The following is a 13,036-nucleotide window of genomic DNA, read 5'->3' as shown; positions in this document are numbered from 1 at the left end:
GGAAAAGGCCGGCCGCATGTTCCTGGTCACGCAGGACGGGGCCAGGGTTCCCATCGAGGACGTTCCGGAAGCCTACGACCACGGCCAGAACGGCCTGCTGGACGTGGCCATCTCGCCGGACTTCGCCCGGGACAGCCTGCTGTATTTCACCCGGGTGGCGCCCGAGGACGGCGGCGGTGTCCTGGCGCTGGCCCGCGCCCGCATGGAAGAGTCCGGTGGACGCGCCCGCCTGCGGGACATCGAAACCCTCTGGCGCCAGCTGCCGTCCAGCCGCGGCGGGCAGCCCGGCGGCATCATGGCCTTTTCGCCCGACGGACGGCACCTGTTCCTGGCGGTCGGCGACCGGATGGAACCCGGCACGGCCCAGGACCCCGACGCCGCCCGGGGCAAGATCCTGCGCCTGAACCCGGACGGCTCTGCGCCGCCGGACAACCCGATGGCCGGACAGGAAGGGATCCGCGCGCTGACCTGGAGCACGGGCCACCGCAATCCGTACGGCCTGGCCTTCGCGCCGGACGGCACGCTCTGGGAACACGAAATGGGGCCGCGCGGCGGCGACGAACTGAATCGCATCCGGCGCGGCGGGAATTACGGCTGGCCCGAGGTCTCGAACGGGGACCAGTACAGCGGCTGGCCCATTCCCCGGCATGCCACCTGCCCGGAATTCGATGCGCCGAGTCTCTACTGGACCCCGGTGATCGCCCCGGCCGGCCTGGCGTTCTACCAGGGCGCGGCCTTTCCCGCATGGCGGGGGTCGGCCCTGATCGGCGGCCTGCGCGCCGAAGGCCTGGTGCGCGTCGCCTTCGGGGCTGACGGGAAACCCCGCCAGGCGGACCGATGGCCGCTGGGGCGGCGCATCCGCGACGTGGCCGTGGCGCCCGACGGCGCGGTCTGGGTGATCGAGGACGGCGCCGGCGCCGGCCTGATGCGGCTGGCGGCACCGTAAGCCACGACGGGCCTGGAAAGCGCACGCCCGAAAACAAAAACGCACGGCTTGCGGCCGTGCGTCTTCAAAAAAAGAGTGGTCGGGGTGACATGATTCGAACATGCGACTCCTACGTCCCGAACGTAGTACTCTACCAGGCTGAGCTACACCCCGACGGTGCTGCCAGGCGAACACACGACCCAGGAATGACCCAGGATCACGCGGCCATGAACATGGCCAATGCCCGCCAGCGGGAAGCTTTCAACGGTCGCGCTCGACCGCGAAAGCACAGAATTTTAGCAGAGTTTCCCGATAAACGGAATCCGGGAAGGCGGACAGCGCATCGCGGGCCAGGTCGGCTTCGGCGCGGGCCGCCTGGCGGGTGTAATCCAGGGCATCGGTGGCATGAATGGCGCGCGCCACCGCCTCGAAGTCGGCATCGCCGGTCTCGATGGCGCTGCGGATCAAGCCGCGCTGTTCGGGAGTGCCGGTTTCCAGGACCCGGATCAGCGGCAGGGTGGGCTTGCCTTCGCGCAGGTCGTCGCCCACGTTCTTGCCCAGGGCCTTGACGTCGCCACTGTAGTCCAGCACGTCGTCGATCAGCTGGAAGGCCGTGCCGATGTGGCGGCCGTAGGCAGCCGCGGCGACCTCCTGTTCGGGCGTCGCGCCTGAAATGATGGCCCCCACCTGGGCGGCGGCCTCGAACAGCTTGGCGGTCTTGTAGCGCACGACCTGCAGGTAGCGGTCCAGGGACACGTCCGGGTCGTGCACGTTCAGCAATTGCAGGACTTCGCCCTCGGCAATGATGGTGGTGGCCGCCGACAGCACCGCCATGGCGGCCATGGAATCGGACTCGACCATCATTTCGAACGAACGCGAATACAGGTAGTCGCCCACCAGCACGCTGGCCGCATTGCCGAACACGGCATTGGCGGTCTCGCGGCCGCGCCGCATGTCGGACTCGTCGACCACGTCGTCGTGCAGCAGCGTGGCGGTATGGATGAATTCGACCACGGCCGCAAGGCGGTGGTGGTTGTCGCCCCGGTAGCCCAGCGCCCCTGCCACCAGCAACACCATGGCTGGCCGCATGCGCTTGCCTCCGGCCCCGACGATGTAATCGCCGATGGTGCGAATCAGGACGACTTCGGAATCCAGACGGGCGCGGATGACGGCATCGACCGCCTGCATGTCGGACACGATGGGAGCGAACAGTTCTGAGAAGTTCAAGACGGACCCGGATGCTGATGGGCGCCCGCCGGAAGCGGCCGCAAAGAGCCAGATTATACTTTCCGCATCACATTCGGGAGAATTCCGTGGCAGAAGATCGATTGCAGGCGCTGATGGACCGGGCGATGGGCGTGCTGGCCCAACTCGAGGCCTGGCTGCCGCCCGCTCCGCCCGCCATCGACTGGACGGCCCACGCCTACCGCTGGCAGCGCCGGGGCGCGCGCGGCTGGCTCGAGGCCGTCCGCCGCATCGCGCCCATCCACCTGGACGACCTGCGGCACGTCGACCGGCAGAAGGCCATCCTCGAACGCAATACGCTGGCCTTTCTGGCCGGCAAGCCGGCCAACAACGTCCTGATGACCGGCGCGCGCGGAACAGGCAAGAGTTCGCTGGTGCGTGCCCTGCTGGACGCCCATGCGAGCCGGGGCCTGCGCCTGATCGAGATCGACAAATCGGACCTGGGCGACCTGGGCCAGATCATCGAGCTGATCCATGGCCGGCCGGAACGCTACATCGTGTTCTGCGACGACCTGTCCTTCGAAGAAGGCGAAGCCGGCTACAAGGCGCTCAAGTCCGCGCTGGACGGCTCGGTCGCCTCGCCGGGCGACAACCTGCTGATCTATGCCACCTCGAACCGGCGCCACCTGATGCCGGAATACATGCACGAAAACCTCGAGGCCCAGCACCAGCCCGACGGTGAAATCCATCCCGGCGAAACCGTCGAAGAAAAGATCTCCCTGTCGGAACGCTTCGGCCTGTGGCTGTCGTTCTACCCCTTTGCCCAGGACGACTACCTGGACATCGTCGGCCACTGGCTGCGGGTCCATGGCTGCACCGAGGCCCAGGTCGGCGAAGCGCGCACGGAGGCCCTGCAATGGACGCTGGAACGCGGCTCCCGGTCCGGGCGCGTGGCGCGCCAGTTCGCGCGCGACTGGGCCGCCCGCCACATCTGATCCGATACCGTTCATCAATCACCATGACTGACTCGAAACCCTACATCCGCGTGGCCGCCGGCCTGATCATCGATACGCGGGGCCGGCTCCTGCTGGGGCAGCGCCCGGAAGGCAAGGCCTGGCCCGGCTGGTGGGAATTCCCGGGTGGCAAGATCGAAGCCGGCGAGACCGTCGAGCAGGCGCTGGTGCGCGAACTGGATGAAGAACTCGGCATCCGGGCCACGCGCGTCTACCCCTGGGTGGTGTACGTGCACGAATATCCCAAGACCATCGTCGAACTGGCCTTCTGCCAGGTGACCGCCTGGGAAGGCGAGCCCCATGGCCGCGAGAGCCAGGCGCTGGACTGGGTCGATCCCTGGGAAATCCGCCTGGATGAATCCGAACACCCCATCGGCCCCGGCGGCGGCTCGCTGCTGCCGGCTGCGGCCCCGCCGCTACGCTGGCTGCGCCTGCCCACGCGCTACCGCCTCAGCCGGATCGGCCAGCCCGGCCGGCTGTCCGGCTGGCTGGCCGAACTGCGCCAGGAACTGCTGCGCGGGCTGAAGCTGGTGCAGTTCCGCGAGCCGGACTGGAACGGCGATCCGGCCTCGCTGCGCGAGGCGTTCTCCGCCACCCTGTCCCTGTGCCGCCAGCATGGGGCCCGCTGCCTGGTCAACAGCGCGCATCCGGTCGCCTGGTGGTCCGAAGCCGATGGCGTGCAGTTGCGGGCGGCCGACGCGGCCCGCGTCCTGCAGGACGACACGCGGCCGCCGGGCTGGCTGGGGGTTTCCGCCCACACGCCCGCGGACATCGAATGCGCGCGCCAGCTCCAGGCCGATTTCGTGGTGCTGGGACACGTCCTGAAAACAGACACCCACCCCGGTCTCCAGGCCCTGGGCTGGGACCGGTTCCGGGCCCTTGCGGATGCAGCAGGCCGGCCCGTCTTCGCCATCGGCGGCCAGTCGCTCGACACGCTGGAAGCCGCGCGCCTGCACGGCGCGCACGGCATCGCCGCGATCCGCGGCCAGCTGGTCAGTTGAACGAATAACCGCCGCCCAGTGCGGCGATCAGCTGCGTCGATGCCGTCAGGCGCTCGGCGCGCACATCGAGCGCCGTCTGCTCGGCGCTCAGGGCACTGGTCTGCGCCTGGACCACGCTCAGGTAATCGACCAGGCCGGCCCGATACTGGTTGGTGACCTGGCGCAGGGTTTCGCGGGCCGCCGCCAGCGCGCGGTCCCGGGCGGCCTGCTCTTCTGCCAGCGCCTGGGTCTGGACCAAGGCATCCTCGACCTCGCGCAGGGCATCCAGCACCGTCTTGCGGTAAGCAGCCGCCTGGGCGTCGTAGGCTGCCCGGGCGGAAGCCACGGCAGCGGCGCGGGCGCCGCCGTCGAACACGCTCGCCGCCAGGGCCGGCCCCAGGGTCCAGAAACGCGCGGGCGCCATGATCCACGAGGCGAATTCCGCCGCCCGGTAGCCGCCCTGGGCGCTCAGGGTCAGGTCGGGGAACCAGGCGGCCTGCGCCACGCCGATGCGCGCATTGGCCTGCGCCACCCGACGTTCGGCTCCCGCCACGTCGGGGCGGCGCAGCAACAGGGCCGAAGGCACGCCCACCGGCACCCGGGGCACCGCCGGCAGGCTGGCGCCGCCGCCCAGCCGGAAGCTCGCCGGCACCTGTCCCAGCAGCACCGCAATGGCATGGATCTGCTGCTCGCGCTGCCACCCCAGGCGGATGCGTTGGGCGCGAGCCTGGTCCAGCTGCGCGGATGCCGCCGCCACATCGGCGGGGGACGCCACACCCGCCGCCAGACGATTGCGCGTCATTTCCAGCGCACGCGCATATTCGTCCAGCGTGCGGGCCAGCAAGGCGTCCTGCAGCTGGCTGGCGCGCACGCCGAAATAGGCCTGGGCCAGGGTGGACCGCAGACTCAGGCGCATGGCATCCAGATCGGCGGCGCTGGCCTGCTCGCCGGCCCGTGCCGCTTCCACGTCGCGCCGCACACGGCCCCACAGGTCGACCTCCCAGCTGGCGGTGGCCGACAGGCTGTAGGTGGTGGCGGGATTGCCCGCATCGGACACCCCCTGCCCGGCCCGGTTCACGGAACCCGACACGCCCAGCGACGGGAACAGGCCCGCGCGCGCTGAATCCAGCGCGGCGCGGGCTTCCCGGAACTGCGCTTCGGCCTGGGCCAGGTCCAGGTTCCCGCGGGGCATCCGGTCCATCAGGTCGTTCAGCACCGGATCGCCGAACAGCGCCCACCAGTCGGCGGGCAGTGCCTGCGGCGGCGTGTCGGCCGGGATCCAGCGGCCTTCGGGGGCATGGGCATAGGCCACGCCGACGTCCTGGACGGGCCGCTGGTAGTCGGGGCCGACGGCGCAGGCCGAAACGGCCAGAACAGCCGCGGCAGCCAGCAGCGCGCGCGCCGTGCGGCGCGGAAAACGGCGGGCATGCGGACGCCCGGAAACGGAGTCCGCGTCATGACGCGAAGACACGCGATCAGCCATGGGGGGCAGGTTCCTGTTGCGGCGGGAGAGGAGCACGGCGGCGGGATCCACGCAGGCGATCCAGGCTCAGGTAGACGACGGGCGTAGTGTAGAGCGTGAGCACCTGGCTGACCAACAGGCCGCCGAAGATCGTCAGCCCCAGGGGCTGGCGCATTTCCACGCCCGCCCCCGTGGCCAGCAGCAGCGGCAGCGCCCCCAGCATCGCCGACAGGGTGGTCATCAGGATCGGCCGCAGGCGCGCCAGGCAGGCTCGATAGATGGCTTCGCGCGGGTCCAGGCCCTCGCGCCGCTGCGCCTGCAGGGCGAAGTCCACCATCATGATGGCGTTCTTCTTGACGATGCCGATCAGCAGGAAGACACCGATCAGCGCGATCAGGGTGAACTCCATGCCCACCAGCCGCAAGGCCAGCAAGGCGCCAACGCCGGCGGAAGGCAGCGTGGACAGGATGGTGATCGGGTGGAGGGTGCTTTCGTACAGCATGCCGAGCACCAGGTACATGGCCACCAGCGCCGCCACCAGCATCCAGGGCTGCTGCGCCACCGCATCGCGCATCATGCCGGCGCTCTGGTCCAGCCCGCCCTGCAGCTCCTGCGTGGGCATGCCGATGCGCGCCACGGCGCGATCGATGGCGGTCAGCGCCTGGTCCAGGGATACGCCGGGCGCCAGGCCGAAGGACACGGAATCGGCCGCCAGCAGGCCTTCGTGATTGACCGAGCGCGGCGCGGTACCTTCGGTGATCCGGGTGAAGGCCGTCAGCGGGACGCGCTCGCCGGCGGCGTTGATCACCTGCAAGGCCCGCAGGGAATGCAGGTCCCGGGCGTACTGGGGCTGCACCGCCATGACGACGTGGTACTGGTTCAGGACGCCATACAGCACGGCCGCCTGGCGCTGGCTGAAGGCATTGTTCAGCACGCCCGCCAGGTCCGCCATCTGCACGCCCAGGCGCCGGGCCGCATCCCGGTCGACCACCAGTTCGACCCGGCGGCCCTTGTCCTCGACATCGTCGTCCACATCCACGAGTTCGGGCAGCGCGGCCAGGGCATTGCGCACGCGCGGCAGCCATTGGCCCAGCAGGGCCAGGTCGCTGCCCATCAGCACGTAGGAATAGGAACCCGCCCGCGAGGAATGGCCCACGAAGATATCCTGCTGCGGCACCAGGAACATGCGCGCCCCCGGCGTATGCTCGAAACGGGGGCGCAGGCGGTTGACGACATCGCCGGCACTGGCCGTGCGTTCGCTCAGGGGCTTGAGCTGCACCTGGATGAAACTGGAGTTGCTGCCGCCGCGGCCGCCGGCATAGGCGGTGACGGTATCCACCGCCGGGTCGGACAGCAGCACGCGCCGGAACGCATCCAGCCGGGCCTGGGTCTCGCCGAAGGACGTCCCGGTGTCGACGCGAAAGAAACCCATCAGCTGCCCCGTATCCTGCTGCGGGAAAAAGCCCTTGGGAATGCTGGCATACAGGTAGACGTTCAGCCCTACCGTGGCCAGGAGCAGCAGCAGCACGATGCGCCCATGATCCAGCGACCAGCGCAGGGACCGCCGGTAAGCGGCCTCGCCCGCCTGGCCGCAGCGCCGCAGCCAATTCCGCAGCACGCCCCGGGGCGGGGTTTCGTGCGTGCCCGGCGCGCGCAGCAGGCGCGCCGCCATCACCGGCGTCAGCGTCACCGACACCAGCAGAGACACGCCGATGGCCACCGACAAAGTGACGGCGAATTCCTTGAACAACCGCCCCACCAGGCCGCCCACCAGCCACAAGGGGATGAACACGGCGATCAGCGACAGGCTCATGGCCAGCACCGTGAAGCCGACCTCGGTCACGCCCCGCAGGGCGGCGCGCGCCGGGCGCATGCCGCGCTCCACATGGCGCATGATGTTTTCCAGCACCACGATGGCATCGTCCACGACGAAGCCGGTGGCCACGATCAGGGCCATCAGGGAAATCGTGTTCAGGGTGAAACCGAACCACCACATCAGGCTGAAGGTGCTGATCAGCGAGGCCGGCACGGCAATGGCCGGGATCAGCGCGGCGCGCCAGCTGCCCAGGAAGGCCAGCACCACGGCCACCACCAGCACCACCGACAGCACCAGGGTCAGCTCGGCCTCGAACAGGGAAGCCCGGATGCTGGGCGTGCGGTCCTGTGCCACGGTCAGGCGCACCTGCTCCGGCAGCAGCGCCTGGAATTCCGGCAACAGCGCGCGGATCGCATCGACCGTCTCGATGATGTTGGCATCGGCCTGACGGCGGATGATCATCAGCACGGCGGGGTGGTCGTTGAAATAGCCGACCTGGTTGGTGTCCTCGACCGAGTCCTCGACCCGCGCCACATCGCCCAGCCGCACAGGACGGCCGTCGCGCCATTCCACGACCAGGGGCGCATAGTCGGCAGCCTTGCGCAGCTGGCCGCTGGAGTGGATCTGCCACTGGGTGTCGCCGCGGCGCACCAGCCCGCCGGGACGCAACGAGTTCACATCCTGCAGGACCTGGCGCACGCGATCCAGCGTGATTCCCATGGATTCCAGCGCGCGCGGATCCACCAGCACCCGCACGGCCGGCAGCGAGCTGCCGCCCAGCGTCACCTGCCCCACGCCGTTGACCTGGGCCAGCTTCTGCGCCAGCACGGTGGACGCCAGATCGTAGAGCTCGCCGCGCGTGGCGGTGTCCGAGGTCAGCGCCAGCGTCATGATCGGCGAGGACGACGAATTCACCTTGCGATAGGTGGGGTTGTCGCGCATGCCCGAAGGCAGCATGGGCCGCGCGGCATTGATGGCGGCCTGGACGTCGCGCGCGGCGCTGTTGATGTCGCGGTCCAGCTCGAACATCAGGGAAATGGTGGTCTGGCCTTCGCTGCTGCGCGAGCTCATGCTTTCCACCCCGGCGATCGCGCCCAGCGACTGCTCCAGCGGCATGGCCACGCTGGAAGCCATGGTCTCGGGGCTGGCCCCGGGCAGCGAGGCCGAGACCGAGATCATCGGAAAATCCACCTGCGGCAGCGGCGCCACCGGCAGGAAACGCAACGCCAGCGCCCCGGCCAGGACCAGCGCCAGGCACAGCAGGGATGTGCCTATCGGCCGGCGCAGGAACAGGGCGAAGAATCGCATGTCAGCCGCCCGCCGCCCGCCGCCGGCCCAGCCGCTCGAACAGCAGGTAGATCACGGGCGTGGTGAAGAGCGTCAGCAACTGGCTGCACAGCAGCCCCCCGACCATGGCCAGGCCCAGCGGCTGGCGCAGTTCCGCCCCGGATCCGGAGGCCAGCATCAGCGGAATGGCGCTGAAGAAGGCCGCCAGGGTCGTCATCAGGATGGGCCGGAAGCGCAGCAGCGCGGCCTCGTGGATCGCGGCCTGCGGCCCCAGGCCGCGTTCCCGCTGGGCATCCAGCGCGAAATCGATCATCAGGATGGCGTTCTTCTTCACGATCCCGATCAGCAGGATGATGCCGATCACACCGATCATGTCCAGTTCGGCGCCGCCCAGCCACAGGGCCAGCAGGGCGCCGATGGCCGCCGATGGCAACGTGGACAGGATGGTGACCGGATGGATCAGGCTTTCGTACAGCACGCCCAGCACGATGTACATGGTGACCACGGCCGCCAGCAGCAGCCACAGCGTGCTCGACAGCGAGGCCTGGAAGGCCTGGGCCGCGCCCTGGAACCGGACCTCGATGGAATCCGGCACGCCCAGCGCTGCGCGTGTCGACTCGATGGCCTGCACGGCGTCGGAAAGTGCGGTACCCGGCGCCAGGCTGAACGAGACGGTGGAGGCTGGGAACTGGTCCAGGCGCTGCACGGCCAGGCGCGCCAGCCCGGGCTCGAACCGCGCCACGCTGGACAGCGGCGTGACCCCGCCCGAAGCCGTCGGCACATGCAGGTGCTGCAGTGCCTCGGGGCCGCCGTCGAGCAGATCGGCACCTGCCTCCAGGACCACCCGGTATTGCGCGGACTGCGTGTAGATCGTGGAAATCAGGCGCTGCCCGAAGGCGTCGTAGAGTGCATCGTCGATCGACGCCTGGGTGATGCCCAGCCGGGCCGCCGCATCGCGGTCCACCACCACGGACAATGCCAGGCCGCGGTCCTGCAGGTCTCCGGCCACATCGCGCAATTCCGGCAACGCGCGCAGGGCGTCCACCAGCCTGGGCGTCCACGATGCCAACGCCGCTTCGTCCGGTCCCGACAGCGTCATCTGGAACTGGGCGCGGCTGACCTGGTCCTCGACGGACAGTTCCTGCACCGGCTGCAGCCAGGCCTCCAGGCCCACGACCGGCCGCAGCGCCGCCTGCAGGCGGTCGATCACGGCGCCCGCCCGGTCCTCGCGCTCGGCCAGCGGCTTGAGCGTGATCTGCAGGCGCCCGGTATTCAGCGTGGTGTTGTCCCCGTCGATGCCGATGAAAGACGCCACCGAAGCCACCGCCGGGTCGGCCAGCACCCGTTCGACAGCCTGCTGCTGCAGGCGGCTCATGACCTGGAACGAGGCCGACTGCGGCCCCTGGGTGATGGCCTGCAGCGCCCCCGTATCCTGCTGCGGGAAGAAACCCTTGGGGATGGCCGCGTACAGGCCCGCCGTGACGAGCAGCGTCACCACCACCGCCCACAGCGTCGTCCGCTGGTGCGCGAGCACCCATTGCAGGCCCCGGTCATAGGCCGCGATCAGCCGGTCCATCCAGAGACCGCCGCGCTGCCCGGACCCAGCCGGCCTGCCGCCTTCCGGGCCGGCGCCTTTCGTTCCAGCCCGGTCCGGCGCGGCAAGCGATTCCGTACCGCCTTCGGACGCCGGCCGCAGCATGCGGGCGCACATCATGGGCGTGAGCGTCAGGGAAATCAGCAGCGACAGCAGGATGGCCACGGCCAGGGTGACGGCGAACTCTCGGAACAGCCGCCCGACCACATCGGCCATGAACAACAGCGGGATCAGCACCGCGATCAGCGACAGGGTCAGCGACACCAGCGTGAAGCTGATCTGCTTCGCCCCGCGCAGCGCGGCCGCCATCGGCGTCTCGCCTTCCTCGATGTGGCGGGCGATGTTTTCGATCATGACGATGGCGTCGTCCACCACGAACCCGGTGGCGATGGTCAGCGCCATCAGGGTCAGGTTGTTGATGCTGAAGCCCAGCAGGGCCATCACGGCGAAAGTACCCACCAGGGACAGCGGCACGACCACTCCCGGGATCAGGGTCGCCCGCCAGGTGCGCAGGAACGCGAAGGTCACCGCCACCACCAGGGCGATGGCCAGCAGCATCTCGATCTGCACGTGGGCGACCGAATCGCGGATCGTATGCGTGCGGTCGGAGGCCACCTGCAGGTCCACGCCGGTGGGCAGGGTGGCCCGCAAGCCGGGCAGCAGGGCCTGGACGCGGTCCACCACCTCGATCACGTTGGCCCCGGGCTGGCGCTGGATGTTCAGCAGGATGGCAGGCGTCCGGCCGAACCAGGCGGCCTGGTACAGGTTTTCCGCCGAGCGTCGCACCTGCGCAACGTCTCCCAGGCGCAGGGGTGCGCCGTTTTCATAGGCCAGGATGAGCCGCTCGTATTCAGCCGGATCCTTGAGCTGGTCATTGACGCTGATGGTGATCGACCGCTGCGGCCCGTCCAGGTTGCCCTTGGGCTGGTTGACGTTGGACTGGGTCACGGCCCTGCGCACATCGGCCAGCGTCAGGCTGTGGGCCGCCAGCGCCTGGGGATCGACCTGGATGCGCACCGCCGGCCGCTGCCCCCCCGCCACGCTGACCAGGCCGACGCCGCCGATTTGCGACAGCTTCTGCGCCACGCGCACCTCGATCAGGTCGCGCACCTGGGGCAGCGGCAGCGTGGGCGACGTCACCGCCAGGGTCATCACCGGGGCATCGGCCGGATTGATCTTGCTGTAGATCGGCGGCGAAGGCATGTCGGAAGGCAGCAGGTTCGATGCGGCGTTGATCGCCGCCTGCACCTCTTGTTCCGCCACGTCCAGCGGCAGGCCCAGGTCGAAGCGCAGCGTGATGCGCGACGAACCGCCCGAACTGGTGGACAGCATCTGCGACAGGCCCGGCATCTGGCCGAACTGACGTTCCAGCGGCGAGGTCACCAGCGCGGTCATGACGTCCGGGCCGGCGCCCGGATACAGGGTGGTGACCTGGATGGTGGGGAAATCCACCTGGGGAAGCGCCGATACCGGCAGTTCGCGGTAAGCCAGCAGGCCTGCCAGCGCCAGCGCGACCATCGCCAGGGTCGTGGCGACCGGCCGCAGGATGAACAGGCGAGACAGGTTCACGAACCCGGGCTCCGGCCGGCCTCCGGATGTGCCTGCGCCGCATCCGGGGAGACGACCTCGACCTCGCTGCCATCGCGCAGCCGGTCCGTGCCCTCGACCACCACCGTGTCGCCGGCCTGCAGGCCGGACTCGATCACCACGCGTTCGCCGTCATCCACCCCGGTCACGACCTGCACGATCCTGGCCTTGCGCTCGGCATCGATCCGATAGACGTATTCGCCCTGCGAGCCGCGCTGCACCGCGCGCAGGGGCAGCGTCACGCCTGCCTGTGTGCCCAGGCGCAGGCGGACCTGGACGAACTGATTCGGAAACAGGGACTCGTCGGCGTTGTCGAAGCGGGCCTTGAGCTGGACAGTGCCGGTGGCCGGGTCGATCTGGTTGTCCACCGCCACCAGGGTCCCGGTGGCCAGCGGCGTCCCGGCGGCATCGCTGAACAAGCGCACCTGCAGGCCGGGCTCGGCGCGGCGCGCCGCCAGCAGGTCCTGCAGGCGGGTCTGCGGAATCGAGAACACCACGTCGATCGGCCGGCTCCGGGTCAGCACCACCAGGCCATCGGCATCGGAAGCGCGGATCATGTTGCCCGCATCGACCTTGCGCAGGCCGAGGCGGCCGTCCACGGGGGCCCGGATCTCGGTATAGCCCAGCTGCAGCCGCGCATCATCCACCGCCGCCTGGTCCGACTTCGCCTGCCCCTGGAGTTCACGCACCTGGGCCCGGGCCGCGTCCAACTGCTGGCGCGCCACCGAATCCTGCTTGAACAGCTGTTCGTACCGGGCCAGGTCGCGGCGCGCCTGATCGAGCTGGGCGGCATGCTGCATCTGCTGGCCCAGGGCCTGTTCCAGCTGGATCCGGAACGGCTGGGGATCGATCACCGCCAGCACGTCGCCGGCCTTCACGGCCTGTCCGTCAGCGAAATTCACCGATTGCAGGGGACCGTCCACGCGCGCACGAATGGTGACGGTTGCCAGCGGCGTCACGGTGCCCAGGGCCCGCAGGGTGCGGTCAAGGCGGCCGGGTTCGGCCTGCGCCACGGAGACCGGCGTGGCCTGAGTCCCCATCCGGAATCCCCGCCCGCCGGGGCCTCCCGGGGCGCTCGCACCGCCCGGCCAGAAATACCACAGGGCCAGCGCCACCAGACCGGAGGCCGCCGCCCACACCAGGATCCGGCGGCGCGCGCCGCCGGGCCGCGTCGTCACATGGGCCAT

General features: G+C 69.7%; 8 protein-coding genes and 1 tRNA gene. 3 read left to right on the top strand and 6 right to left on the bottom strand.

Annotation, left to right across the window (positions count from 1 at the left end):
- On the top strand, positions 1-946 hold a 946-nt coding region (locus ABD022_RS11895), incomplete at its 5' end, for a PQQ-dependent sugar dehydrogenase (protein ID WP_343821444.1).
- Between the two features lie 76 nt (positions 947-1,022).
- Here the strand turns inward: ABD022_RS11895 and ABD022_RS11890 are convergent.
- A tRNA-Pro gene (locus ABD022_RS11890) sits at positions 1,023-1,099 on the bottom strand.
- 87 nt (positions 1,100-1,186) lie between these two features.
- Positions 1,187-2,152 (bottom strand): octaprenyl diphosphate synthase, encoded by a 966-nt coding sequence (gene ispB, locus ABD022_RS11885; RefSeq protein ID WP_325124572.1) that lies wholly within the window; start codon positions 2,150-2,152, stop codon positions 1,187-1,189.
- 113 nt (positions 2,153-2,265) lie between these two features.
- On the opposite strand from ispB, the gene ABD022_RS11880 reads away from it, so the two are divergent.
- Positions 2,266-3,105 (top strand): ATP-binding protein, encoded by an 840-nt coding sequence (locus tag ABD022_RS11880; RefSeq protein ID WP_325124599.1) that lies wholly within the window; start codon positions 2,266-2,268, stop codon positions 3,103-3,105.
- 23 nt (positions 3,106-3,128) lie between these two features.
- Positions 3,129-4,124, top strand: coding sequence for a Nudix family hydrolase (locus ABD022_RS11875; RefSeq protein WP_343821442.1), 996 nt, complete (start codon positions 3,129-3,131; stop codon positions 4,122-4,124).
- Here the strand turns inward: ABD022_RS11875 and ABD022_RS11870 are convergent.
- The 4 genes from ABD022_RS11870 to ABD022_RS11855 are packed head-to-tail and all read right to left on the bottom strand — an operon-like array spanning position 4,117 to position 13,036.
- Complete coding sequence (locus ABD022_RS11870) at positions 4,117-5,586, bottom strand: efflux transporter outer membrane subunit (protein ID WP_343821440.1); 1,470 nt, start codon at positions 5,584-5,586, stop codon at positions 4,117-4,119. The two genes, ABD022_RS11875 and ABD022_RS11870, sit on opposite strands and share 8 nt — an antisense overlap.
- Positions 5,579-8,689: an efflux RND transporter permease subunit gene (locus ABD022_RS11865; protein ID WP_343821438.1), complete on the bottom strand. Its 3,111-nt coding sequence runs from the start codon at positions 8,687-8,689 to the stop codon at positions 5,579-5,581. Before ABD022_RS11865 ends, ABD022_RS11870 begins: the two co-directional genes overlap by 8 nt.
- A gap of 1 nt (position 8,690) precedes the next feature.
- On the bottom strand, positions 8,691-11,831 hold the full coding sequence (locus ABD022_RS11860; RefSeq protein ID WP_343821436.1) for an efflux RND transporter permease subunit: 3,141 nt from the start codon (positions 11,829-11,831) through the stop codon (positions 8,691-8,693).
- Positions 11,828-13,036, bottom strand: coding sequence for an efflux RND transporter periplasmic adaptor subunit (locus ABD022_RS11855; protein WP_325124567.1), 1,209 nt, complete (start codon positions 13,034-13,036; stop codon positions 11,828-11,830). The genes ABD022_RS11860 and ABD022_RS11855 overlap by 4 nt, the downstream gene beginning before the upstream one ends.

Source organism: Castellaniella daejeonensis (assembly GCF_039523555.1).
Lineage (GTDB): Bacteria > Pseudomonadota > Gammaproteobacteria > Burkholderiales > Burkholderiaceae_B > Castellaniella > Castellaniella daejeonensis.
Note: the sequence above shows the minus strand (reverse complement) of the source record. Positions and strands in the feature narration are given on the sequence as shown.